We start from the raw sequence: 23,963 nt of genomic DNA on the forward strand, positions 1-23,963 counted from the left end.
TTTTAACCCCAAAGCGGCAGTCCGGACAAGGCCGCGGACGCGATCACCAGATAGGCAGTGATGCGATAGAGCTTTTCCCGCTCGGGCCGGAACATCCAGCCGCCCAGCCAGTTGCCTGCAATGTTGGGAAGGGCGAGCAGCAATCCCATTCCCGCAGTCGCAAAGGTGACCCGCCCCATTCCGGTGAGATAGCCGAGGATCAGGAAATCGAAGGCGAAGAGGAACAGCAGGATCGTGGCGCGGATCACGGCAACTGGAAGCGGACGCGACATGTAGAACAGGATGACTGCCGGGCCCGGAAGACCCGCGATACCGCCAAGAAACCCCGCAGCACCCCCGATCCCTGCGACCATGCCCCGCCCCACCCCGCCACGATACCGCAAGCCCAGGATGAGCACAGTCAGCATCGACAGCGAGATCAGGCTGACGAGGTAACGAAACAGTTCCGGTTCGGAACGGGTGAGCAGCCACAGGCCAAGTGGCAGGATCACTGCACATCCCAGTACCAGGCGTGTCAGATCGGCCCTGTCGACCGCGCCCCAGGCGCGGCGCAGGTTCGGCAGCGGCCCGAAGATATCCATGATGGTCAGTGCGATAATCGCACCGAACGGGCCCAGATAGGGGCTGGCGAGCGGCAGGAAGATCAGGGCGGTGCCAAACCCGGAAAAGCCGCGCACGATCCCTCCGATCAGGGCGGCGGAAAGGATAACGGCCAGACCGGTTGGGGTCTGGCCGAAATATTCAGGCATCGATGTTGGCAAACTGGTTGCCCGCCGTATTCGACGGTTTCGACCAGTCGCGTTTGACCCCCAGCCACAACAGGATGGTCGAGGCCACAAAGACCGACGAATAGGTCCCGACGATCACGCCCCAGATCATCGCGAAGACGAAGCCTCGGATGACGTCTCCGCCCAGCACATAGAGCGAGATCAGCGCCAGCAGGGTGGTGACCGAGGTCATGACCGTTCGGCTGAGGGTTTCGTTGATCGAGATGTTCAGGACTTCTTTGAGGTCTTTCTTCTTGTACTTCCGCAGGTTCTCGCGCACCCGGTCAAAGACCACCACCGTGTCGTTCAGAGAATAGCCGACAATGGTCAGCAGGGCCGCGATGATGGCCAGATCGAAGCGGATTTGCAGTTCAGAGAAGATGCCGATGGTCAGAATCACGTCATGCACCAGTGCGGCCACGGCACCCAACGCGAATTGCCATTCAAAGCGCAGCCAGATGTACACAAGCACCGCGCCAATCGCCAAAGCGACCGCGATAACCGCGGTCTGGATCAGTTCGCCCGAGACCTTAGGGCCCACGGATTCGACCGAGACGAACTGGATTTCCGGGACCACCGTTTGCAGCGCTTGCTCCACTGCAGTGATCGTGCTGGCTGCCACCGCCTCGGCATCGTCCTGCGCCTGAATACGGATCATTGCCACGTTCTCGTCCGGCCCGAAGGTCGGATCGAAAATTTCGGTAATGGTCACATCACCCAGCTCCAGCGGCGCGATGGCATCGCGATAGGCACCCACGTCGATCTCTTGCACGCTTTGCGTGCGGATCGTGGTCCCGCCGCGGAAGTCGATGCCGAAGTTCAGGCCCTGCAGCAGGAAGGACCCGAAGCTGATCAACATCAACAGGGCCGAGATTCCCAGCCACAGCTTCCAGCGGCTGAAGAAATCGAACGAGGTCTCTTGCGGTACGAGTTTCAGTCTCATGTCAAACCTCGATCGTTTTCGGACGGCGGCGTTCGAACCACATGACGACCATCAGGCGCGTCACGAAGATCGCTGTGAAGGCCGAGGTCAGGATGCCCAGACCCAGCGTGATGGCAAAGCCGCGCACCGGACCGCTGCCCATGGCAAACAGGATCACGGCAGTGATGAAGGTGGTCACGTTGGCGTCGACAATAGCCGACAGCGCCTTTTCATAGCCCAACTCGATGGCACGCGCCGGGCCTTTGGCGGATTTCAGTTCTTCTCGGATGCGTTCGAAAATCAGCACGTTGGCGTCCACCGCCATACCCACGGTCAGAACGATACCCGCGATCCCCGGCAGGGTCAGCGTGGCCCCGATCAGTGACAACATGCCAAACAACAGGCCGACATTCAGCACCAGCGCGATATTGGCAAAGAGGCCGAACAGACCATAGCTGAGCGCCATGAAGGCCAGTACCGCGACAAAGGCCACAATGGTCGCCACCTTACCCGCGTCGATGCTGTCCTGCCCCAGTTCGGGACCAATGGTGCGCTCTTCAAGGAAATCCAACCCGGCGGGCAATGCGCCTGCGCGCAGCAGAACGGCCAGATTAGTGCTTTCCTCAACGGTGAAATTGCCGGTGATGATACCCGAGCCGCCGGGAATGTGGCTTTGGATCACGGGGGCCGAGATCACCTCGTCATCCAGAACAATAGCGAAGGGCGCGCCGATATTTTCCAGCGTGTAGTCGCCGAATTTGCGCGCGCCTGAGGTATTGAAGCGGAAACTGACAGCCGGGCGACCGTTCTGATCGAACGAGGGTTGGGCATCGACCAGTTCTTCACCGGTTACCACGGGGGCAGATTCCAGAGTGTAATAGACCCCGTCTTCATCCAACGAGGGAATGATCTTTTCACCAATGCCCGGAACCGCATCGGGATCAGTGCCGCGACCAACCACAGGGTTGAACGTCAGCTGAGCTGTGGTTCCGATGATCTCTTTCAATTCACCGGCGCTGCCGATGCCCGGCACCTGGATCAGGATACGGTCTGCGCCCTGGCGCTGAATGGTGGGTTCCCGGGTGCCGACCTCATCGATCCGGCGGCGGATGATTTCCAGCGACTGGCGCACGGTACGGTCATCCGAGGCCAGCTTCTCGGCCTCGGATAGTTGCACCACGATGGTGTCTCCATCGGCGAAAGCCTCGATATCAGTGGCCCCTGCCCCAGTCAGTGTCTGCACCTGACGGGCCAGGCCGCGCACAACCTCCAAAGCGCGGGACATGCCTTCGGGCTGGCTGATGCGCAGGCGAATCTGATCAGGAGCCGAGTCCTGACGGCGGATCGTGCCAACGGTCGCGCGTTCATCACGCAGCGCGTCGCGGATTTCGGGCCACATCGCCTCCATCCGGGATTCGTAGACATCGTCGACCTTGACCTCGGCCAGCAGATGCGCACCGCCGCGCAAATCAAGCCCGAGGTTGACCAGAGACGACGGCAGCCAGTTGGGCCATTGCCCGGCTTCAGCCTGCATCTCGGGCGTGTCGATGCCCAGCTCGATCGCGGTCTTGGCATCGTTGGATTGCTCAACGCGCGTGTAAAACGCATTCGGCAGGGCCAAGAGCAGGCCGATCACACAGACCGACCAGATCAGAACCCGCTTCCAGGTATCAATTTGCAGCATTACCCTGCCTTTTCAAGGAATTGTCGCGCGAAGTTACTTCGCAGGTTCGGTCTTGTTCAGAACCTGGGCGATGGTCGATTTGACCACACGCACCTTGACGTTTTCGGCAAGCTCGACCTCAATCTCGTTCTCGCCTTCCTTGACCTTCGACACTTTACCGATCAGCCCACCCTGGGTGACAACCTGATCGCCCCGGCGCACGGCCTCGACCATGGCCTGATGTTCCTTCATCTTTTTCTGCTGCGGACGGATCAGCAGGAAATACATGATCGCAAAGATCAGGATCAGCGGGAGAAACTGGGCGATTGCGCCACCTTCCATGGGATATTCCTTTGTTCTGATGATGCAGAGGACTCTCTGCAAAGTTTGCGGGAACCTATGCTTTGGATCGGGCGTTTGCAAGCAAAGGCGGCCCCCTTTGCCGGATCGGCGCGCAAGGTTTCCTGAACGGCGTTGCAGATATGTTCTAGGCAGGCGGTCCCCGTTCGATATAGTTGCCCCTCAGGAGGCCCAATGATTCAATCAATCCAAACCCTTGGCACACTTACCCGCCTGCTGGCTGCGGCTGTCTGGCTCAGCCTGCTTGCGCTGCCAACCTGGGCGCAGGACGCAGCCAATGAAGCGCCCGCCGCCGACGAGGCGCTGTCAGATGTGTTCAAGGCGCCTGTGATCGTGGATGGCGATACGCTGTTCCATCTGCGCGGCTCCAGCGCGCTACCGGCGCAGGAACGCGCCGAGCGGGTGCAGGACAAGATCATTGAGGTCGCCGAAGCCTCTGACGCCAAGGAAGTGTCCATAACTTTCGAAGATTCGGAATTCGGCACCCGGATTTTTGCCAACGGCGTACAGATATCCATCGTCACGGATGCGGATTCCGAACTTGATCAGATGGATCTGAGCGTTCTCAGCGTGTTGCACGGTGATGCGATCAAGCAGTCGATCGAAAGTTACCGCGCAAACCGCACCGAGCAGGCGCGCGTGTCGGGCGCGATTGAAGCAGCCGCGTGGACCCTTGGCTTTGCGTTGTTCATCGTGGTCATCCTGTGGCTGCACCGCAGGATCCGGCGGCGCACCTTGGAACTGGTCAAGCGCTATCTCAAAGACGTCGAAACCGCGACGGCCAAAAGCGTGCAGGCAGAAGCCATTGCGGCGCTGATCCGCTATGGCCTGAATTTCATCCTGCTGGTGATCTTTTTCCTCGGCTTCTACTACTATCTGTCCTTCGTGCTGCTGGCCTTTGCCGAAACACGGTATTTCGCCCAGCTGCTGCTGACCTATCTGACCGAACCGGTTCTGCTGATCTTCAAGGGCGTCCTAGCTATATTCCGAACCTGATCATGCTGGTGCTTATCACCTGGATAACGCTGTATATTATTCGCGGCATGCGCGTTTTCTTCGATGCGGTCGAAGCGGGCTCGTTCGAAATGGGTGATTTCGAAAAGCACTGGGTGAACCCCACTTTCAACATCGCGCGGGTCGTCGTGATCCTGATCGCTCTGGTCTTTGCAGTGCCCTATATTCCGGGCTCGGATTCTGCAGCCTTTCAGGGGCTGACCATCCTGGTCGGTGCCATGCTGTCGCTGGGCGCGAACTCGGTCGTATCGAACATGCTGGCGGGGCTCTTTGTGATCTACCGCCGCTCGACCTCGATCGGGGATCGCATCCAGATCGGAGAACATGTCGGCGACGTGGTGCGGATCAAGCTGATGGAGACGCATCTGAAATCGATCAAGAACGAGTTGATCTCGATCCCCAACGCCCAGTTGATGAATTCGGATGTGGTGAATTTCTCGAAGAAAACGGATGGCAATGGGCTGTTGTTACATACAACTGTCGGTATCGGATATGAGGAACCGCCCGAGAAAGTCGAGGCGATGCTGATCGAGGCCGCCCACCGCACCAAGGGCATCAAGGTCAAACCCGAACCCTTTGTTTTGTGGACCGCGTTGGCGGATTACGCAATCAACTATCAAATCAACGGCTTCACAACGCGGGGCAGCAGTATTCCCAAAATCCGCTCGGACCTGCATCGCAATATCGTGGCCGTATTCAACGAGAACAATGTGCAGATCATGACGCCGTCCTACATGGCTGACCCGCCCGAACCGAAAATTCCGACCGGCGAATGGGATGGCCATCTGGCACATGAAACCCACGAGGAACCGGATAAGTCGTAAGGTGCTACACCCCGCCTTTCAGATGGTGCATAAGCGGTTGCAGTGATTCACGCATTTAAGGATCTGAACCATGCACGACATCCGCGCCATTCGCGAAAACCCAGCCGCCTTCGACGCCGCCCTTGCGCGCCGTGGGGACGCGCCGGTGTCGTCAGATCTGCTGAGGCTGGACGAAAGCCGCCGGGCCAAGATTCTCGCCGCCGAAACCGCTCAGGCCGAACAGAACAAGGCCAGCAAAGAGGTCGGCGCCGCCAAAGGGCGCGGCGATGAGGCCGAATTCGAACGCCTGCGCGCTCTGGTCGCCGAGAAAAAGGCCGAGATAGCCCGGATGCAGACCGAAGCCAAAGATCTGGACGCGCTGCTGACCGACCAGTTGATCCGCATCGCCAACCTGCCCGCCGAGGATGTGCCCGAAGGTGCGGACGAGGACGATAATGTCGAAATCAGCCGCTGGGGCACGCCGCGCGAATTGGATTTCGCACCCAAAGAGCATTTCGAGATCGAAGCCGTGCAGAACGGGATGGATTTCGAAACCGCCGCGAAACTCTCCGGCTCGCGCTTCGTGCTGCTGTCCGGCGGTGTTGCCCGCATCCACCGCGCGCTGGCGCAGTTCATGCTGGACACGCATATCAACGAGAACGAACTGACCGAGGTGAACGGCCCGGTTCTGGTTCTCTCCGAGATGATGCAGGGCACCGGTCAATTGCCGAAATTCGGCGAAGACAGCTATCAGACCCGCGAAGGCTGGTGGTTGATCCCGACCTCTGAGGTCTCGCTGACCAATATCGTCAACGACACGATGATCGAGGAAAGCTATCTGCCCCGCCGCTATACCGCGCATTCGCTGTGCTTCCGTTCCGAGGCGGGCAGCGCGGGCAAGGACACGCGCGGCATGCTACGGCAGCACCAGTTCGAGAAAGTCGAAATGGTCTCGGTCACGCATCCGGACAAATCGGATGACGAACAAAAACGCATGCTGCGTTGCGCCGAAGGGATTCTGGAGAAGCTGGGCATTCCCTATCGCACCATCATCCTGTGCACCGGCGATATGGGCTTTGGCGCGCGTCGCACCTATGACATCGAGGCTTGGCTGCCCGGTCAGGACACCTATCGCGAGATCAGTTCGGTCTCGACCTGCGGCGATTTTCAGGCCCGTCGCATGAACGCCCGTTTCCGCCCCGAAGGTGGTGGCAAGCCGGAATACGTGCACACGCTGAACGGATCGGGCCTTGCGGTTGGTCGCTGCCTGATCGCAGTGCTGGAGAACGGACAGAACGCTGATGGCACGGTCAGCCTGCCCGAAGTTCTGGCCCCCTATCTGGGCGGCAAGCTGACCCTGCAGACCGATGGCACCCTGACATAATAAAACCGGCACTCAAATGGTGCCGGTTGGATAAACCAAGGCGGAGAAGGTATTACTTCTTCGCCTTTTTCTTGTTCTTCTTTTTGCTGGATTTCTTGTCGGTCTTCTTCTTGTCCGACTTCTTCTTATCGGCCTTCTTTTTGCCGTCGCCTTTGGACTTCTTGTCCTTCTTGGCTTTCTCTTTGACCTTTTCCTTGGCTTTGGAGAAGACGGCCTCCATCTCGGATTTCTTCCGGGCGGCCTTCTCGGCCTTGGCCTTGGCTTTCGCCTTCTTTTTCGCCTTGGCCTCAGCCGCTGCCAGCTCTGCCGCAGCGCGCTTTTCCGCAGCCTCTCGTTCAGCCTTGGCCTTACGCTCGGCATCGGCTTTCTTCACAGCTGCGGTACTGCGCACGGATGCACGACGCGCCGGGGGTTTTCGATTGGGTGCCCGGCGTGCAGGAGCCTTGGCCGGGGTCGGTTTAGCCACAGCCACTTTTGCGGCGGCAATCAGGACTGTCGCCCGCGCAGTGCCGATACGCGGTACCTTAGCCAAATCTTCGGGCTTGGCATTTGCAACAGCCTCAGCCGTCTTGAAGCCGTTTGCGCTCAGCGCTTGTGCCAGCGCCGGTCCCACACCGCGCACATCAGAAACTGCAGTCATTGCGGGTCCTTTCCTGTCGTCCCTTATGCTTGTACATACATGGCCTGCACACCCCGGCAAGAGCATCAGGCCGATTGCCTCAGGCCCCCATCAACCGGTCTGAACCAGCCCCTGCCCCTGTGGCCGTTTGGGGAACGGGACCAGACGTTTGGCCTCTTCATCCCACAGTTTAAGGTTCAGCGCCGCCACCGCCTCGGGGAATTTGATCCGGCGCGGGGTATATTCGGGCGGCAGATTATAGTGGCAAGCGCGCAGCCGGTAGGACGGGATACGCGCGTTGAAATGGTGGATGTCATGCAATGTGATGCACGCCACCGCATTGTCAAACCACCATCCGAAATCCAGCGCTGATGACCCCTGCAACGCCGCAAGCTGCGGGTCCAGATCGGGGCGACGATCCCAATAGGTGTCCTCGAAATTATGCTGCAGATACACCAGAAACACGCCCAGCATCCCGCCCAGCAGTGAAAACACCAGCCAAACCAGAATGCCCGTGCTGCCCGCGATCAGATAAAGCAGCCCCAGAAACACGATGATCGACAGGTTGTGCAGCAGCACGCCCATCACGCCGAAGCGAACGGTGTTCTTGGGCCAGCGATAGCGAATGAAATAAGTGAACAGCGCGCCCACGGGAACCAGAATGAACGGATTGCGGTAAAGCCGGTAGAACAAACGTTTTTTCCAATCCGAGGCGTTCCACTCGCGCAGCGTCATGGTATGAATTTCGCCGGTCTCACGATGTTCAAGATTGCCGATCCCGGCATGGTGCAGATTGTGATTCTGTTTCATCACTTCGAATGGCGCGAAGGTAAACGGCGACAGCCCGAGGCCCGCCCATTCGTTTTGCTGCCGCGTCTCGAACAGGGAATGATGCCCGCAATCATGCTGCAGCACGTAAAGACGCACAGCCGAGAAGGCAAAAACGATCCCCGCCGGGATCATGACATACCAACGGTCGACATTAACGATCGCCAGGGTCAGCGATGCGAAATACACTACGAATGTTCCGAAATAGCTGAGCGCGGCAAGCCGGTTGTCCTGCACCGCGTATTGTCTTGTATATTCCCTCAGATCCATCACGCCCGCTCCCCAGGGTGGTCCGGTTATTACCTGTTTCCAAAAATTATGTGCGGAAATCCCGCAGACAAGCTGCGCACGAAACAAATGCACGCTCGTGAATGCTAGCGCGCGAAAAAGGGGCTGTCACGCCCCCTGTCTGAAAACGCTGCAAATTAGCGCAGTTACGCGCGTCCCTTTAGATGCTTGGCCAGGGCGCCAGCGTTTTTCTTGCGGCGTCCCTTATAGGGGTTCTTGTCCCCCTGCCCGCGAAGCGTTAGCCGGATCGGGGTGCCCGGCATGTCGAAATCCTCGCGCAGGCCGTTGACCAGATAGCGGTTATAGCTTTCGGGCATCTTGTCGGGATGCGAGCACATGACCACGAAACCCGGCGGGCGGGTCTTGGCCTGTGTCATATAGCGCAGCTTGATCCGGCGGCCCTGCGGCGCTGGCGGCGGGTGCTGTTCCAGCATCGCGGTCAGCCAGCGGTTCAGCGCAGCCGTCGGAACACGGCGGTTCCAGACGTCATGGGCCCGCAGGATGGCCGCGCGCAGACGCTCCAACCCCCGGCCTGTTTTGGCAGAGACGGTGATCAAGGGCGCGCCACGCAGTTGTGGCAGCAGGCGCTCGAAAGACTCTTTCAGGTCACGCAGTTTTTCCTGCTTGTCCTCTTCGATGTCCCATTTGTTGACGGCGACAACCACGGCGCGGCCTTCACGCTCGGCCAGATCGGCAATGCGCAAGTCCTGCTGCTCAAACGGAATCGCCGCGTCCAGCAGGACCACCACCACTTCGGCGAATTTTACCGCACGCAAGCCGTCTGACACCGAGAGCTTTTCCAGCTTCTCCTGCACTTTCGCCTTCTTGCGCATACCCGCAGTGTCGAAAATCCGCATCGGAGTGCTGCCGCCATCCGGATCGGCCCAGTCGATCCGCAGGCTGATCGCATCGCGGGTGATGCCGGCTTCGGGACCGGTCAGCAGGCGGTCTTCGCCGATGATCTTGTTGATCAGGGTGGACTTGCCCGCATTCGGGCGACCAACCACAGCCACCTGCAAGGGTTTGTCAGCCGTGATCAGCGGGGCTTCGCCCTCACCGTCTTCATCCAGTTCGATATCGGTTTGCGGCGTTTCATCGGCCCGCGCTTGCTCGGCGGCATCGGCCAGAGGCATCAGTTGCGCGTAAAGGTCGGTCATCCCTTCGCCGTGTTCACCCGACAGGCGCACAGGCTCACCGAGACCGAGGTTATACGCTTCAAGAACCCCGGCATCCGCTGCCGAGCCTTCGGCCTTGTTGGCGGCAAGGATCACATGTTTGGACCGTTTGCGCAGAATCTCTGCAAACATCTCATCGGTGGGCGTCAGGCCCACACGCGCGTCGATCATGAACAGGCAGACATCGGCCATGTCCACCGCACGCTCGGTCAGGCGGCGCATCCGGCCCTGCAGGCTGTCATCGGTGGCATCCTCAAGACCCGCGGTATCGATCACGGTAAAGCGCAGATCACCCAGACGCCCTTCGCCTTCGCGCAGGTCACGCGTCACGCCGGGCTGGTCGTCGACCAACGCCAGACGTTTGCCCACGAGGCGATTGAACAGAGTGGATTTGCCCACATTCGGGCGCCCCACGATGGCGAGGGTCAGCGACATGATACTCAACTTTCAAGACTCAAGGTGCGCCCTTTAACGCATCTTGTCGTCAACGGAAAGCGTGCAGTTCACCCTTGGTCGACACGACATAGAGCGTCTGACCCGCCACAACCGGTGCTGTCGTCGCGCCACCCGGCACTTCAACCTGATGCACCAGCGCGCCGTCGACAGGATTGAAGAAGCGCAGATAACCGTCATTCGAGGCCACGACCAGCCGTCCGCCAGCCATGATCGGGCCGTAATGGGCAAAGATTGGTCCGCGGCGTCCCGGTCGGTCCTTGACAAAGCCGGGCAGGTCGATGGCCCAGACAATGGCCCCGTCCGCTGCGTTCAACCGCACCAACTGGCTGCGGTCGCTGATCAGAAAGACGCTGTTTCCGGCGGGCCAGACTGTATCGACGGCACCTTCGGGCGCGGTCCAGTTCCGCTCGCCGGAATCGACGTCGAACGAAACGGTGCGGCCCGAGTGGTTGCCGATCAGGATCGCGTTGCCAGACACCATCGGCCCTGCGGTCACATCCACGATCTGCGCCGATGCGCGACCACGGCGCCCGCCCGCGACCGACGCGTTCCAACGCAGGATGCCGCCACGGCGGAAGGTCGCCGCGACATCGCCAGAGCCAAAGGCGAAGACCGAAAACTCTGACGCGATGACCGGCGCAGGTGCGCCCAGAACGTTACCAACGCTTGGTGTGCCATCGATCTGCCAGATGATCCGGCCATCCTTGGTGTTCACCGCCCAGCCGGTTTCATCCCCGGCAACCAGATATAGGATACCACCATTGACCAAAGGCGCGCCGCTGCCGGTCGCGTTCAGGCGCTTTTGCCATCTCTGCGCCCCCGTTTTGGCGTCCAGCGCAGTCAGGCGGCCAAACCCGGATGAGACGTAAAGGACCCCATCTGCATAGGCGAGCCCGCCACCGGTGGCGTCCGCCTCTTTCTCGGTGGCCGGGATCAGATTCGTGCTCCAGGCGACCTGTCCCTGAGGCGTTACCGCCGAGACATTGGCACCGGAATCAAGCGTATAGATCAGCCCGCCCGCAACAACCGGATCGGCGGTGATGCGCTGTTTGCGGCTGTCGCCGCTGCCGATATTGGTCGACCAGATTCGCTGAGGCGTCGAACTGAGTGCCGCGTTTGTGGTCCGAAACGCCGGGGTGCCAGGGCTTTGCGCCCAGCTGGCGTTCCGGCTTTGGGCCGGAACACTGATCGGCTTGGCCCCGCGCGTCTCAACCGTTTCGTTGTCGATGGCAGGACGAATATCTTCCCGTTCGCCCGGCAGAATGACCTCGGGTTCCTGACAGGCGCTCAGCGCGGTCAGGGCAATCGCCGCAACCGGCAATCCAAAGCGTGAGAAGTAACGTGCAACCATGATCAAATGAACTCGCCTGTGATAGTCTGTTTCGCCGCCGCGTCAGCCTTGTTGTTGGGCAACGGGCTCGGGCTTACCGCCCAGCGCTACGATCAGCTGCGCCGCACGTTGCTGCAGATCAATGCCGGCTTCTGCGTCCTGACGCAGCGCTTGCAACCGATCCAGCGCAGCCTGTGTGTCGCCCTCGGAAACATCGATCAAAGCCAGCTGTTCTTCGGCCAACAGCCGCATGGGCGCGCCCGGCGTCGCAAGCGCTTCGAATTGCTGACGGCGGTCGGCAACCGGCATCGTGTCTGTCTGCAGCAGCAGCGCTTTGAAACTTGCAATAGCGCGATAGATTTCGGGCAGATCACCCTGCGTTGCGATGGCGTTCAGACTGTTCACGGCGTCCTGATCGGACCCGGCCTCGACCTGCGCGGCCGCCAGCAGCATGTTCAGAACCGCGTCTCCGCCAGCTGATTGCGTCCCGACCGATTGCAGGCTGGTCGCCCGTTCAGCCGAACCGTTTTCGGCCAGCGCAGACAGGATCGCATCCCCCAGCGCTTCGGCCTGGCTCGTGTCCCGGGCCTTGCGGTATTCGTTGAACGCTGCCCCGCCGACGATGGCAACAACGGCGACCACACCGACCCACCCCCAGCGACGCAAGAGCAGGAACATGCGATCCCGGCGCACCTCTTCGGTGACCTCATCAATAAAACTGTCGGTGTCGCTCATCCCTGCCTCTCAGGCTTCTGTCCGGTTTTCTAGCGCCATGTCATACCCCGGCCATCGGGCCAAGCCAAGTGCCCGAATTCACACATTTGCGCGGATGCCCCCGGGTCTTGCGTAAAAAACTAAACCGAACTATTCAGTTCAGTATGGAAAAGCCACGGACCCGACCCCATTTCAAGGCATAGACGCCGCACCCGGGTGGGCGATAAGATCTGGAGAAGACACCGCATGCGTTTGATTTCATTCATCAACGCCGTATTGGTTATCGTCGCATTGTATTTCCTTGTGTTTGAGCGCGACGCGCTGTTTGCCTTCGCCGGTCGTGGTGACGAGCAGACAGAGACATCGGTTGACGCGACGGAAGCGACTCCGGCGCAGGTTGCCGATGTCATCGGTGTCGTCGCCTTGCGGTCATCCGCGCGCGAGATTGGCAGCGCTGTGCAACTGCGCGGACAGACCAAGGCCAACCGTCAGGTCGAGGTGCTGGCCGAGACGATTTCGACCGTCGTGTCCGAACCCAAGCGCAAGGGTGCCTTCGTCGAAACCGGCGATCTGCTGTGTGAGCTTGATCCGGGCACCCGCCCCGCTAGCCTTGCCGAGGCGAAAGCCGCGAAGCTGGAGGCCCAAAGCCGTGTGCCCGAGGCCGAAGCGCGCCTGCAAGAGGCGCACGCAAGACTGGCCGAGGCCGAGATCAACCTGACCGCCGCGCGCAAACTGTCGGAAACCGGGTTCGGGTCGGAAACCCGCCGTATCTCGAGCGAAGCCGAGATGAGCTCGGCCAAAGCAGGTATCAAATCTGCCGAGGCCGGGCTGGAAGCAACGCAGGCCGGGATCGAGGCCGCCACCGCTGCGGTCGCCGCTGCCCAGCGCGAGATCGACCGCCTGACCATCGAAGCTCCGTTCAAGGGGCTGCTGGAAAGCGACACAGCCGAACTTGGCAGCCTGATGCAGCCCGGTTCGCTCTGCGCGACCGTAATCCAGCTGGACCCGATCAAGCTGGTCGGCTTCGTACCTGAGACCGAGGTCAACCGGATCATCGTCGGCTCGATGGCGTCGGCGCAACTGGTTACCGGATTACAGGTCGAAGGGCGCGTGACCTTCCTCAGCCGTTCGGCGGATGAAACGACACGGACCTTCGAGGTAGAAATCACCGTTCCCAACCCGGAGTTGCTGATCCGGGATGGCCAGACCGCAAACATCCAGATCGCCGCCGAGGGCGTCAAAGCGCATCTTCTGCCGCAATCAGCCCTGACGCTGAACAATGAAGGCCAGTTGGGTGTGCGCACCGTTGGCGCGGGCAATGTCGTGGACTTCGTACCCATCCGCTTGCTGCGCGACACCGCCGAAGGAGTCTGGGTCGGCGGCTTGCCGGAAACCGCTGATGTCATCGTGATCGGGCAGGAATTCGTCACTCGTGGCGTGACCGTCGCCCCGACCTACAGGGAAGCTTCGCAATGACGGGCATTGTCAGTTGGGCCGCTGGTCGGGCCAGAATGGTTCTGGCCTTCATCGCGATCTCGCTGGTTATCGGCGGATACGCATATGTCGGCCTGCCGAAAGAAGGTGAACCGGACATCGACATCCCGATGCTGTTCGTCTCGGTGCAGTTTCCGGGCATTTCAGCCGAGGACAGCGAAAGCCTGCTGATCAAGCCGATGGAAACCGAGATGGCCGATCTCGACGGGCTGGACAAGATGACCGCCACCGCCGCCGAGAGCTACGCGGGCATACTGCTGGAGTTCGAGTTCGGCTGGGACAAATCCGCCACCATCGCGGATGTGCGCGACGCCATGAACAGCGCACAGGCCGAATTCCCGGATGGGGCCGAGCAATACACGATTACCGAGGTCAATTTCTCGGAGTTCCCTATCGTCATCGTCAACCTGACTGGCCCGGTGCCTGAACGCACTATGGCGCGTGTTGCCAAAGACCTGCAGGACGAGCTTGAGGCGCTGGATGCGGTGCTTGAGGCGGGTATAGCCGGTAACCGCGACGAGATGCTTGAGGTCGTGATCGATCCGCTGCGGCTGGAGGCTTACAACGTCACCGCCGCCGAATTGATCAATGTGGTGAAGAACAACAACCAGTTGATTGCCGCCGGTGAGGTCGAGACTGAACAAGGGACATTTTCGGTCAAGATCCCCTCGTCCTTCAAAACCGCTCAGGACGTCTATGGCCTGCCGGTCAAGGTCAATGGCGACCGCGTGGTCACCCTGGGTGAACTGGCCGAGATCAACTATACCTTTGAGGACCGCGCAGGCACGGCCCGGTTCAACGGGGAACCCACCGTCGCGCTGCAGGTGGTCAAGCGCAAGGGCTACAACCTGATCGACACGGTCGCGCTGATCAAATCCACCGTCGCCGAGGCCCAGACCAAATGGCCTGCCGAGTTGCAGGCCGCTGTTGATGTCGGCACCTCGAACGACCAGAGCCGCATCGTCGATTCAATGGTGCGTCAACTTGAAGGCTCGGTCCTGACCGCCGTAGCACTGGTGATGATCGTGGTTCTTGCGTCGCTGGGGACGCGCGCCGCGTTGCTGGTGGGCTTTGCAATTCCCACGTCCTTCCTGCTGTGTTTTGCCTTTCTGGCGATGATCGGGGTCACAATCTCGAACATGGTGATGTTCGGTCTGATCCTTGCCGTGGGCATGCTGGTCGATGGTGCCATCGTTGTGGTGGAATACGCCGACAAGCGCATCAAAGAAGGCGTCGGTCCGATGCACGCCTATGTCGAGGCCGCGCAACGGATGTTCTGGCCGATTGTCTCGTCGACTGCCACGACCTTGTGCGCCTTCCTTCCGATGCTGTTCTGGCCCGGCATTCCCGGCGAGTTCATGAAGATGCTGCCGATCACGCTGATCTTCGTCCTGTCCGCGTCGCTGATCGTAGCACTGCTCTATCTTCCGGTCGTGGGCGGCGTATCGGGCCGGATGAGCCGCAGTTTCGAGCGCAGTTCCAACTGGCTGCGCGCACGCGCGCCTTGGTGGGTACGCGCGCTCTTGGTGCCGCCATCGCTCTATCTGATCTTCCTCGGCGCGATGCAGATGCTGAACCCCGGTTATCTGCTGCCCGGCGGCGCGATTGCCGGGGCGCTGATGTTCCTCTTCGGTGCCTTTGCGGGTTCGGTCACGCTGAGCGCGGCCAAGATCCAGCGCGCGCCGGATGATCATGTGCACACGGCCAAGGAACACACGACCTTTGGTTATGTGGTCAAATTCCTGGTCGGCAATCCGATCATGCCAATCGTGTCGATTGCTGTGGTCGGTTTCGCCGTCATCAGCGTCATGACCGCCTTTGGAGAGAACAACCGCGGTGTCGAGTTCTTTGTCGAAAGCGAACCCGAACAGGCCACAGCCTATGTGCGGGCACGGGGCAACCTGTCGCTGCGGGAAAAGGATGAAATGGTAATGGCCGCCGAGGACGTCATCGCGGCGCATCCTTCCGTTATCAACGTGTTTGCTTTTGCGGGCGAAGGTGGGCTCAATCAGAACAATGGCGGCGCCGAAGCCCCCGCGGACACCATCGGCCGGGTTCAGTTCGAGCTTATTCCCTGGGAAGATCGCCCAAACAGTTCCGAGCAAATCACCGGTTGGTTCTGGGGGCCGATTGCCGGCCTGCTCGGTTTTGAAAAGGAAGTGATCGCAGCAGAATATGACGGCAACTATGTTCTGGACGAGTTGACGGCAGAACTGGCAACCCTTCCTGGCTTCATCGTTGATATTCAGGCGCTGGAACAGGGTCCCGCATCGGCCAAACCTGTCCACCTGCGCATCAAGGGCGACGGATGGGAAGAGCTGACCACCTCCACTCTCGCCGCGCGTGAGGCGTTCGAACAGACCCCCGGATTGATCAAGATAGAAGACACCCTGCCCCTTCCGGGTATCGACTGGCAGATCGACGTGGATGTCGCCAAGGCCGGTCGATTTGGTGCCGACGTCGCCACCGTTGGCGCCATGGTACAGCTTGTGACACGCGGCATCCTGCTGGGTGAGATGCGCCCGGATTCGACCGATGAAGAGATCGAGATTCGCGTCCGCCTGCCCGATCAGGACCGGGTGCTGTCGACGCTTGATACACTCAAGGTCCGCACGCCGGACGGTCTGGTGCCGCTGTCAAACTTCGTGACCCGCCAGCCGGTCGCTAAACTGGCCGAGATCAACCGCGTCGATCAGGAGCGGTACTATGATGTGAAAGCCGATGTTGAGCCGGGTCTGAGCAAGGTTGTGACCGATGGTCCGGATGGCAGCCAAGAGCGGCTGGCCGTGGTGCGTCCGCTGGTTGAAGGCGCGACTGCGGACAATGCCGTTGTCACAGGCCCGGATGGCATCGACTATGAGTTGGTTCAACTGACTGGCGCCGAAAGTGTTGGTGAGTTGCGTGCAAGTATCGAGGATGGCAGCGCCAGTTTTGCCCTGATCAATCCCAACGAACGGATCGCTGTCCTGACAGAATGGCTACAAACCGATCCGTTTGGTCGTACCATCAGCTGGGAATGGACCGGCGATCAGGAAGATCAGGCCGAAAGCCAGGCCTTCCTGTCCAGCGCATTCCTTGCCGCTCTGGGCCTGATGTTCGTGATTCTGCTGGCCCAGTTCAACTCGTTCTACAACTCGGTGCTGGTGCTGTTGGCTGTTGTGCTTTCGACCACCGGAGTGCTGATCGGTATGATGGTGATGCAACAGCCGTTCTCGATCATCATGACCGGGACAGGCATCGTGGCGCTGGCCGGGATCGTGGTGAACAACAACATTGTTCTGATCGACACCTATCAGGAATACAGCCGCTACATGCCCCGGATCGAGGCCATCGTCCGCACCGCCGAAGCGCGCATTCGGCCCGTTCTGCTGACCACCCTGACCACCATGGCTGGCCTGACGCCGATGATGTTCGGGCTGTCGCTGGACTTCATCAATGGCGGCTATTCGATCGACAGTCCAACGGCGCTGTGGTGGAAGCAGTTGGCCACTGCGGTGGTGTTCGGTCTGGGCACCGCGACGGTGCTGACGCTGATCGTGACGCCCTCGCTGCTGGCGCTGCGGGTTTGGGTGACGACCTATGCGATCTGGGGCGGCAAGGCGCTAGCGCGGGCCACGCAGGGGCGCTCTGGCAAGATCGCGCAGGACATGGCCATTGGTCAAAGCGCGCGCGACATGCAGGCGACCGAGATTGTTTGGAATGAGAGCGCCGCGACCGAGGTCAAACAGGACCCGGATCAACCGCCGGGACCACCGCTTAAAGCAGCTGAATAACACGATAAGGGCCGGTTCCACCGGCCCTTTTTCTTAACCCTTCAGTCGTGACCAGGTCTGGTGTGCACAGACCAGATGTTCGCACCCTTTGACCTGCAGCGTATCGCCCTTCAGCGTCATTTGTGGGACCGCCTCGACGTCGATCAACGGCACCCAGAACTCACCGCCGCCATATTTGCCGCCACCTTCGCTGGCGACATCCCAGAACAGTTTTTTACCGATATTCGGGGTCTGCACCTCTTTGCCTGACGGATCATAGGCCGACAGAATCTGACCGCAGAACTTGTCACCGCACGCGGTGATTTTGATGTGAGAGGTCAGGTCCTTACGATCCGGCTCGGTCTTCCAGACACCTACAATGGGGTCAGCAAGGGCGATCCCGGGTAACAGGATCAGGGCGGCGACCATGGGGGGGCTTAGGCTTTTGAGAAATCCAAACATAGCAAATCCTTCGCCTGTCAAAGCCTCATAATAGCATATCGAGCGCGCGGGATCAGGCCGCCTGCGCATCCGATTGCTGACGGCTCCAAAGCTGAGCATAGCGGCCTTCGCGCGCCAGCAATTCGTCATGGGTGCCCTGTTCGATGATCTCGCCGCGTTCCAGAACGACGATCCGGTCGGCCTCGGCAATAGTGCTGAGGCGATGGGCGATGGTGATCACCGTGCGCCCCTCGCCCGCGCGGGCCAGCGCATCCTTGATGTCCTGTTCGGTGTCAGTATCCAGCGCCGAGGTTGCCTCATCCAGCAACAGGATCGGAGGGTTCTTGAGCAGCGTTCGTGCTATGCCGACCCGTTGCTTCTCACCCCCGGACAGTTTCAGACCACGCTCGCCCACCTTGGTGTCATAGCCCTCGGGCAGGCTGGCGATAAAATCATGGATCTGAGCCGCCTTGGCCGCTGCCTCGACATCTTCTTGCGTCGCTCCTTCCCGGCCATATGCGATATTGTAGCGGATCGTGTCGTTGAACAGCACCGTGTCCTGAGGCACGACACCAATGGCCGCGTGCAGGCTGTTCTGGCTGACATCACGCACGTCCTGCCCGTCGATCTTCAACGCGCCGCCGGTGACATCATAAAACCGAAACAGCAACCGCCCGATGGTGGACTTGCCCGACCCGGTGGCCCCCACGATGGCCACGGTCTGCCCTGCGGGAACCGTCAGGGACACACCCCTGAGGATCTCCCGATCCGCCTCATACCCAAAGCGCACATTGTCCAGCGTGACTTCGCCGCCGTTCACTTTCAGATTCGGCGCGCAGGGTTTCTCGGTGACCTCGGCAGGTTGCTCCAGCAGATCGAACATCTGGCCCATGTCCACCAAGGACTGGCGGATTTCGCGGTAAACTGTTCCCAGAAAGTTCAGCGGCACGGTGATCTGGATCATGTAGGCGTTGACCATCACGAAATCGCCCACCGTGAGCGACCCGTTCTGAACCCCAACCGCAGCCAGAACCATAACGCCGATCAGGCCACAGGTGATCAGGAAGGACTGGCCAAAATTCAGGAAAGCCAGTGAATAAGCGGTCTTCAACGCGGCCGTCGCATACCCCTTCATCGAGACATCATAACGTTCAGCTTCACGCGCTTCGGCGTTGAAATACTTGACAGTTTCGAAATTCAGCAGGCTGTCGATGGCGCGCTGGTTGGCCTCGGTGTCCTGATCGTTCATCTCGCGGCGCAGTTTCACACGCCACTCGGTCACGGCGAAAGTGAACCAGATATAAAGCGCGATGGTCGCCGCCACGACGACCAGATACCAGACGTCGAACAGCCACATCAGGATGATGGCAACCAGCAGCAGTTCCAGGATCAATGGCCCGATTGAGAACAACAGGAACCGCAGCAGGAACTCGACCCCTTTCACGCCACGCTCGATGATCCGGCTCAGCCCGCCGGTGCGGCGGGTGACGTGGTAGCGCATCGACAGCTGATGGATGTGCTTGAACGTCTCCAGCGCCAGTGCGCGCAGCGCCCGCTGCCCGACCGGGGCAAAGGACGCATCGCGCAATTGCTGGAAGCCCACCGTCATCATGCGCGCGACGCCATAGGCCACCGTCAAGCCGACTGCGCCCAACGCCAGAGGCGGCACGCCCTCGCCCGCCAGTCCGTCAACCGCGCCCTTGTAGAGGATCGGCGTATATACCGCGATCAGCTTGGCCACCACCAGCATCATCATCGCCAGCACGACGCGCCGCTTCACCCAAGGCTCATCATCGGGCCACAGATACGGCGCGACCTTGCGGATCGTGCGCCAGCCGGAACGATGTTCGTCGGTGTCGGATTGCAGGGCTGTGGATCGTCTCATCACGTACCTTGACTGCGGTCAGAGAAGCTCTGGCCCTGCGGGGCCCGAGCGAATTTTTACTCGGGGATTGTGAAAATCTGCCCCGGATAGATAAGGTCGGGATCGCGGATCGAATCCCGGTTGGCCTCGAACAGCCTGACATACAAGATACCGTCGCCAAACCGTTCACGAGAAATCGCCCAGAGCGTATCGCCCTGTTGCACAGTGACAGACCGGATCGGCGGCGCCTCTTGCGGTGTTTCACCCTGCTCGGTTTCTTCGGCGGCGCGCAACACTTCGACAGGTTCGCGTTTGAACGGTGTCTCAAGCCTGCTGACCACGGTGCCGTCAGGCGCAACCTCGTCCACGCGCAAAGTATAGACGCCCGGATCGATGCCTTCCACCTCGCCGCGCCACTGGCCGTCCGGGGCTGGTGGCAAGTCGGCGATCAGGCGGTTGTTGAGATAGAGCCGCACGGCCGATCCGTCCTGCGCGCGCCCGGTCAGTTCCACGTCGCCTGTATCAGAATAACCAATCGTATCCAGGGCAATCTGCTTGGGCGGAACATCCGCGACGGTGGGCGGCTGAACCAGCTCTACCCCCTCTTCGCCGGACCGGATGATTGCGACCTGCTGGTCCCGCGCTTCGACGGACTGCGGTGCGTCCGCTGCCGGCTGCGCCTCGGGTGTCGCTTCGGCCTGCTCGGTCACCTGCGGTTCGGTGCTGGCATCTTCGGACGGCTCCGCTTCGGCGGTCCGCGACTCAGGAGCCTCAGGCTCTGGCGTCGTCTCCGCCTCAGCGGTTTCCACATTTGGTTCATCGGCTTCGGGTGCGGCCTCGGCAATCTCAGTGCTTGGCTCTTCGACTGACGGGGCGGCTTGCTCAGGCGCAGGCGGCTTGGGCAACGCAGCGATCAGGTAATCATCCGAGCGTACAGGCTCACCTTCACCCTGCGCCTCAAGCACCAGCCCGCGCGCGGCATCCGCAAAGGGGATGGTGACGAATTCGGCAAACTGACCGCTGCTGTCGACGGTAAAGCTGTGCACGGATTCTCCGTCCAGCAGCACGTCGATCTCTGTCCCCGGCTCGGCATTGCCAGACAGAACGGCATTGCCGTCGGGTTCGACGAATATCTGATCCAGAACGGGGGTCTGCACGGCAGGCGATGCGACCTCTTCGCTTTCGGGTTCCGCTTCTGTCACTTCAGCCTCTGCCGCTTCGGCAGGTGCCTCATCAACCGGCGCTGCCTCGGGCTCTGGCGCGGCTTCGGTGGACTCATCGCTTGGCTGCGCCACTTCGGCGACCTCAGGTGCCTGTTGCTCTGGCGCAGGGCTAAAGAGACCCGACAGATACACCCCGCCCGCAGCCAGCACTGCAACGAGCCCGGCAATCAGCCCCCATATGAAGGTGCCCGAGCTTCCGCTTCCCGAATTGGCGTTCATTGTTTTCCTTTCACTCCGCCCCATAAACACCCTGAGTGCCAGGCATTCCAAGGAGCGGTTGAGCCAGCCTATCAATCCCGCTATCAGGGGTCAAAACCCCGAACACAAGAGCAGAGAGACCGACCCATGCCCCAGAAATCCGTGTGTGTGTATTGCGGGTCACGCAATGGTGCGAATCCGGCCTATTCCGAAGCGGCCCGATCTTTAGGCACCTTATTGGCCAATGAAGGCTGGCGTCTGGTCTATGGCGCAGGCGATGTGGGCTTGATGGGCGAGGTCGCACGCGCCGCGCAGTCCGCCGGTGGGGACACGTTCGGGGTCATTCCCGTCCACCTGTTACAGCGCGAAGTCGGCAAGACCGATCTCACGCGCTTTGTGGTCACCGAGACCATGCACGAGCGCAAGAAGGTCATGATCATGAACGCTGATGCGGTGATTGTGCTGCCCGGCGGCCCCGGATCGTTGGATGAGCTGTTCGAGGCGCTTACATGGCGGCAGTTGGGTCTGCATGACAAACCCATTCTGGTGCTGAATGTCGATGGCTACTGGGACGCACTGCATACGCTGCTGGATCAGGTCATCGATCAGGGCTTTGCCGATGCATCACTGGCCGAGTTTATCACCTGGGTCACATCGCCGGATGAGGCCATGACCCGGCTACGCGACTTTCTGAACTAAAAGACCGGCAACCGGGCGGTTTGAACCGCCCGTGCCGTCGCTGATGATCAGGCGGGCTTGGCAAGCCGCGATTTCAGAATCCGCTCGACCTTATGCAGCGGATGGTTGGTCAGCGTCTTGTCGACCTCGGCCACCACTTTCGCCAGCACTTCGCTGTGCAACCTGAGCCGCAGCAGCCCCAGCACAGGCGGGCTGGCGACCAGAACCAGTCCTTTGTAGGCCCCTTTCAGCCCCTTCCGGTTCAGCAGATTGGCCACGTCCTGAACGAACAAGGACTTGGCATGAGCCTTCCAGGTGTCTTCTTCCACGGCGGATTTCTGGTTGGGGCCGGTATCGGGCCTGCGCCCTGCCCTGTCGGAGGGTTTGGCCGGGGTCACATCTTGTTCTTCGACGGATACGACAACAAGATTGGGGTCCTGCGCATCGGTGATATTCTCCATCACCAACGCCTTCTCTCCATCGGCAATGATTACCCAAGTTCCCTGTTCAAGTGCGGCCATTATAGTCTCCTGCAAAGATTAACGTGGCTTTCCCGGTCCCTCGGGCACAACTTATCTTTCGCGCGGCCTTGGTGTTTCCGCGCGCTGCGTGATCAGTCCTGTATGTATTGGCGGCTCTCTCCCTCCGCCTACTATAGCTAGGGGTTATGCGGGCCGGTACAATAGGTCTTGGGTCGAAAGTCGACGTATCGGCAGGTTTTCTCCCGCAGCTGCGTCGCCGAGTTGGATCAGCACGTTCGCATGACACAATCTTTATAGTCAGCCAAGCGGGCTTACTGGCGGTTCGTCTAATCGCTCAGGCCTTTGAGTACGCCTTGATAGAACGCACCTTGTGCATCCGCATCAGCAGGTCCTGCGACCCATTCCCGATCCAAGTTCAGTGCCCCGGCGGGTACGATTTGCTGTACGATCTCGGACGGAGTGGTTTCGTCGGTCGTTCCATTCTTCCAGTCGTGAAAGGCCGATGAGTATCGAACGACCGCTCCGCTTGTCGGCAAATCGAGCAGCCCGCCCTCGGCAAAGAACGTCAACCCATCGCCCATTTCTTCCCCGATGAGTTTGAGCCTATCTCCCAAACGATGTTTAAGGATGGCCACAAACACGATCGCTGCGGAAAACGTGAATTTATCGACAAGCACAACAACTTGCTTACTCGCGCTTTGCGAGATCGCGTTGATCAAAGGCATCGTCAGAAGAAAGTCGCCGCCCGTATTTCCGCGAACGTCAATCAAGAGTGTTTTGCTTGAGCAGGCGCCTACGCGGTCCGCTGCATCTGAGATGGCTTTGGGCAGCGCACTTTCGGTCGGATCAAAAAAGCTTGGCAACGCGATTGATAGCCCAAGCTCTTGCCAGTCCATTATCTCCACAAAGGTCTCGGGTTCCCAGTCTGGATCAGCCTTGCCGTGCTCGTTTCTCGGATAAAGTGTCGATGCAGGAACGGTATTTACATTTTCCACTTTCAGATTGGTTATCCGCCCATTCTCGTCTTGCAAGCGATACTCGGTCGTATCGTCTTTTGAAGAAAACCCCAGATGCGCCAGGGCATACGGCCAAGCCAGAAGTATCGGTCCGATGACCCGTTTTCTTTGGCGCGTTCCCGCCAGAAACTTATGGGAGGTGGTTTCGATTTGGCTCAAATCTGCGCCGTTGACTGCAATCAACTCGCCTCGCGGCGCAGTTACACCTGGTGCCGCCCCTATGAGTTGCAGTGAACGCCCCACGCTCACGAACCTCAGCGGGAGCACCGAGATCGCATCATTCGGAATCAACCGTGTGTGCCCATTGTTGGGAAGTGCCAATAGGCGCATCGCGGAAAGCAGAAAGGCCTCTTTTGAGCCGTCCAAAGCACATCGTCGGCAGTCACTAATGCAGCTGTCTATCACGGCCTTTTCGACCCGCCGAAAACTGGGATCGGTTCGCAAGGCAGTTTCTAGAATTTGCTTCAGGTCTTCCGTCAGCGACATGGCTCA

General features: G+C 60.0%; 20 protein-coding genes. 6 read left to right on the forward strand and 14 right to left on the reverse strand.

What is annotated here, in order from left to right; all coding sequences use genetic code 11:
• Positions 1-2: 2 nt before the first annotated feature.
• The 4 genes from ACR3E4_RS00950 to yajC are packed head-to-tail and all read right to left on the reverse strand — an operon-like array spanning position 3 to position 3,694.
• The gene (locus ACR3E4_RS00950) at positions 3-749 is read right to left on the reverse strand and encodes a sulfite exporter TauE/SafE family protein (protein WP_480531663.1); all 747 of its coding nucleotides are present in this window, start codon (positions 747-749) and stop codon (positions 3-5) included.
• Positions 742-1,710 (reverse strand): protein translocase subunit SecF, encoded by a 969-nt coding sequence (gene secF / locus ACR3E4_RS00955; protein WP_480531661.1) that lies wholly within the window; start codon positions 1,708-1,710, stop codon positions 742-744. The genes ACR3E4_RS00950 and secF overlap by 8 nt, the downstream gene beginning before the upstream one ends.
• Position 1,711: 1 nt before the next feature.
• Complete coding sequence (gene secD, locus ACR3E4_RS00960) at positions 1,712-3,373, reverse strand: protein translocase subunit SecD (protein ID WP_480531659.1); 1,662 nt, start codon at positions 3,371-3,373, stop codon at positions 1,712-1,714.
• Between the two features lie 33 nt (positions 3,374-3,406).
• On the reverse strand, positions 3,407-3,694 hold the full coding sequence (yajC, locus tag ACR3E4_RS00965; protein ID WP_170325331.1) for a preprotein translocase subunit YajC: 288 nt from the start codon (positions 3,692-3,694) through the stop codon (positions 3,407-3,409).
• Between the two features lie 192 nt (positions 3,695-3,886).
• Here yajC and ACR3E4_RS00970 point away from each other — a divergent pair, with 192 nt between their 5' ends.
• From ACR3E4_RS00970 to serS, 3 genes are all read left to right on the forward strand, one after another.
• Positions 3,887-4,708, forward strand: a complete 822-nt coding sequence (locus ACR3E4_RS00970; protein WP_480567039.1) for a hypothetical protein — start codon at positions 3,887-3,889, stop codon at positions 4,706-4,708.
• A gap of 2 nt (positions 4,709-4,710) precedes the next feature.
• Positions 4,711-5,550 (forward strand): mechanosensitive ion channel family protein, encoded by an 840-nt coding sequence (locus tag ACR3E4_RS00975; protein WP_480567040.1) that lies wholly within the window; start codon positions 4,711-4,713, stop codon positions 5,548-5,550.
• Positions 5,551-5,620: 70 nt separating this feature from the next.
• Positions 5,621-6,913 carry a serine--tRNA ligase gene (serS, locus tag ACR3E4_RS00980; RefSeq protein WP_480531655.1) on the forward strand — a complete coding sequence of 431 codons (1,293 nt, stop codon included), beginning with the start codon at positions 5,621-5,623 and terminating at the stop codon, positions 6,911-6,913.
• A 52-nt stretch (positions 6,914-6,965) separates the two neighbouring features.
• Here serS and ACR3E4_RS00985 read toward each other — a convergent pair whose 3' ends face one another.
• The 5 genes from ACR3E4_RS00985 to ACR3E4_RS01005 all read right to left on the reverse strand — a co-directional run bounded on the left by ACR3E4_RS00985 (position 6,966) and on the right by ACR3E4_RS01005 (position 12,344).
• Positions 6,966-7,553 carry a helix-hairpin-helix domain-containing protein gene (locus ACR3E4_RS00985; RefSeq protein WP_480531653.1) on the reverse strand — a complete coding sequence of 196 codons (588 nt, stop codon included), beginning with the start codon at positions 7,551-7,553 and terminating at the stop codon, positions 6,966-6,968.
• Positions 7,554-7,643: 90 nt separating this feature from the next.
• Positions 7,644-8,630, reverse strand: a complete 987-nt coding sequence (locus ACR3E4_RS00990; RefSeq protein WP_480531651.1) for a fatty acid desaturase — start codon at positions 8,628-8,630, stop codon at positions 7,644-7,646.
• A gap of 164 nt (positions 8,631-8,794) precedes the next feature.
• Positions 8,795-10,258, reverse strand: a complete 1,464-nt coding sequence (gene der, locus ACR3E4_RS00995; protein WP_480531649.1) for a ribosome biogenesis GTPase Der — start codon at positions 10,256-10,258, stop codon at positions 8,795-8,797.
• Positions 10,259-10,307: 49 nt separating this feature from the next.
• The gene (locus tag ACR3E4_RS01000; RefSeq protein WP_480531648.1) at positions 10,308-11,630 is read right to left on the reverse strand and encodes a PQQ-like beta-propeller repeat protein; all 1,323 of its coding nucleotides are present in this window, start codon (positions 11,628-11,630) and stop codon (positions 10,308-10,310) included.
• 42 nt (positions 11,631-11,672) lie between these two features.
• Positions 11,673-12,344, reverse strand: a complete 672-nt coding sequence (locus tag ACR3E4_RS01005; protein WP_480531646.1) for a hypothetical protein — start codon at positions 12,342-12,344, stop codon at positions 11,673-11,675.
• A gap of 225 nt (positions 12,345-12,569) precedes the next feature.
• Here ACR3E4_RS01005 and ACR3E4_RS01010 point away from each other — a divergent pair, with 225 nt between their 5' ends.
• Both ACR3E4_RS01010 and ACR3E4_RS01015 read left to right on the forward strand, forming a co-directional pair.
• Positions 12,570-13,799 (forward strand): efflux RND transporter periplasmic adaptor subunit, encoded by a 1,230-nt coding sequence (locus tag ACR3E4_RS01010; RefSeq protein WP_480531644.1) that lies wholly within the window; start codon positions 12,570-12,572, stop codon positions 13,797-13,799.
• Positions 13,796-17,590: an efflux RND transporter permease subunit gene (locus ACR3E4_RS01015; protein WP_480531642.1), complete on the forward strand. Its 3,795-nt coding sequence runs from the start codon at positions 13,796-13,798 to the stop codon at positions 17,588-17,590. The genes ACR3E4_RS01010 and ACR3E4_RS01015 overlap by 4 nt, the downstream gene beginning before the upstream one ends.
• A 33-nt stretch (positions 17,591-17,623) precedes the next feature.
• Here the strand turns inward: ACR3E4_RS01015 and ACR3E4_RS01020 are convergent, their stop codons facing one another.
• From ACR3E4_RS01020 to ACR3E4_RS01030, 3 genes are read right to left on the reverse strand one after another with little or no spacing between them, the layout of a single operon-like run.
• Complete coding sequence (locus ACR3E4_RS01020; protein ID WP_480531640.1) at positions 17,624-18,031, reverse strand: DUF2147 domain-containing protein; 408 nt, start codon at positions 18,029-18,031, stop codon at positions 17,624-17,626.
• 52 nt (positions 18,032-18,083) lie between these two features.
• A complete protein-coding gene (locus tag ACR3E4_RS01025) occupies positions 18,084-19,895 on the reverse strand; it encodes an ABCB family ABC transporter ATP-binding protein/permease (RefSeq protein WP_480531638.1) in 1,812 nt (603 codons plus the stop codon).
• A gap of 56 nt (positions 19,896-19,951) precedes the next feature.
• A complete protein-coding gene (locus ACR3E4_RS01030; protein WP_480531636.1) occupies positions 19,952-21,316 on the reverse strand; it encodes a LysM peptidoglycan-binding domain-containing protein in 1,365 nt (454 codons plus the stop codon).
• 126 nt (positions 21,317-21,442) lie between these two features.
• Here ACR3E4_RS01030 and ACR3E4_RS01035 point away from each other — a divergent pair, with 126 nt between their 5' ends.
• Positions 21,443-21,994, forward strand: coding sequence for an LOG family protein (locus tag ACR3E4_RS01035; RefSeq protein WP_480531634.1), 552 nt, complete (start codon positions 21,443-21,445; stop codon positions 21,992-21,994).
• 47 nt (positions 21,995-22,041) lie between these two features.
• Here the strand turns inward: ACR3E4_RS01035 and ACR3E4_RS01040 are convergent, their stop codons facing one another.
• Together ACR3E4_RS01040 and ACR3E4_RS01045 are read right to left on the reverse strand one after the other, a co-directional pair.
• Positions 22,042-22,494: a host attachment family protein gene (locus ACR3E4_RS01040; protein WP_480531633.1), complete on the reverse strand. Its 453-nt coding sequence runs from the start codon at positions 22,492-22,494 to the stop codon at positions 22,042-22,044.
• Positions 22,495-22,781: 287 nt separating this feature from the next.
• On the reverse strand, positions 22,782-23,957 hold the full coding sequence (locus tag ACR3E4_RS01045) for a S41 family peptidase (RefSeq protein WP_480531631.1): 1,176 nt from the start codon (positions 23,955-23,957) through the stop codon (positions 22,782-22,784).
• Between the last annotated feature and the right edge of the window lie 6 nt (positions 23,958-23,963).

It is taken from the genome of Ruegeria sp. AP11 (assembly GCF_056535865.1).

What these genes read in the sequence shown, in the direction of transcription:
- der (WP_480531649.1), bottom strand. Translation starts at nt 10,258, where the DNA reads ATGTCGCTGACCCTCGCCATCGTGGGGCGCCCGAATGTGGGCAAATCC.
- ACR3E4_RS00990 (WP_480531651.1), bottom strand. Translation starts at nt 8,630, where the DNA reads ATGGATCTGAGGGAATATACAAGACAATACGCGGTGCAGGACAACCGG.
- secD (WP_480531659.1), bottom strand. Translation starts at nt 3,373, where the DNA reads ATGCTGCAAATTGATACCTGGAAGCGGGTTCTGATCTGGTCGGTCTGT.
- ACR3E4_RS00970 (WP_480567039.1), top strand. Translation starts at nt 3,887, where the DNA reads ATGATTCAATCAATCCAAACCCTTGGCACACTTACCCGCCTGCTGGCT.
- ACR3E4_RS00975 (WP_480567040.1), top strand. Translation starts at nt 4,711, where the DNA reads ATGCTGGTGCTTATCACCTGGATAACGCTGTATATTATTCGCGGCATG.
- ACR3E4_RS00985 (WP_480531653.1), bottom strand. Translation starts at nt 7,553, where the DNA reads ATGACTGCAGTTTCTGATGTGCGCGGTGTGGGACCGGCGCTGGCACAA.
- ACR3E4_RS01000 (WP_480531648.1), bottom strand. Translation starts at nt 11,630, where the DNA reads ATGGTTGCACGTTACTTCTCACGCTTTGGATTGCCGGTTGCGGCGATT.
- ACR3E4_RS01015 (WP_480531642.1), top strand. Translation starts at nt 13,796, where the DNA reads ATGACGGGCATTGTCAGTTGGGCCGCTGGTCGGGCCAGAATGGTTCTG.
- ACR3E4_RS01020 (WP_480531640.1), bottom strand. Translation starts at nt 18,031, where the DNA reads ATGTTTGGATTTCTCAAAAGCCTAAGCCCCCCCATGGTCGCCGCCCTG.
- ACR3E4_RS01010 (WP_480531644.1), top strand. Translation starts at nt 12,570, where the DNA reads ATGCGTTTGATTTCATTCATCAACGCCGTATTGGTTATCGTCGCATTG.
- ACR3E4_RS01045 (WP_480531631.1), bottom strand. Translation starts at nt 23,957, where the DNA reads ATGTCGCTGACGGAAGACCTGAAGCAAATTCTAGAAACTGCCTTGCGA.
- yajC (WP_170325331.1), bottom strand. Translation starts at nt 3,694, where the DNA reads ATGGAAGGTGGCGCAATCGCCCAGTTTCTCCCGCTGATCCTGATCTTT.
- ACR3E4_RS01035 (WP_480531634.1), top strand. Translation starts at nt 21,443, where the DNA reads ATGCCCCAGAAATCCGTGTGTGTGTATTGCGGGTCACGCAATGGTGCG.
- secF (WP_480531661.1), bottom strand. Translation starts at nt 1,710, where the DNA reads ATGAGACTGAAACTCGTACCGCAAGAGACCTCGTTCGATTTCTTCAGC.
- serS (WP_480531655.1), top strand. Translation starts at nt 5,621, where the DNA reads ATGCACGACATCCGCGCCATTCGCGAAAACCCAGCCGCCTTCGACGCC.
- ACR3E4_RS01025 (WP_480531638.1), bottom strand. Translation starts at nt 19,895, where the DNA reads ATGAGACGATCCACAGCCCTGCAATCCGACACCGACGAACATCGTTCC.
- ACR3E4_RS00950 (WP_480531663.1), bottom strand. Translation starts at nt 749, where the DNA reads ATGCCTGAATATTTCGGCCAGACCCCAACCGGTCTGGCCGTTATCCTT.
- ACR3E4_RS01005 (WP_480531646.1), bottom strand. Translation starts at nt 12,344, where the DNA reads ATGAGCGACACCGACAGTTTTATTGATGAGGTCACCGAAGAGGTGCGC.
- ACR3E4_RS01040 (WP_480531633.1), bottom strand. Translation starts at nt 22,494, where the DNA reads ATGGCCGCACTTGAACAGGGAACTTGGGTAATCATTGCCGATGGAGAG.
- ACR3E4_RS01030 (WP_480531636.1), bottom strand. Translation starts at nt 21,316, where the DNA reads ATGAACGCCAATTCGGGAAGCGGAAGCTCGGGCACCTTCATATGGGGG.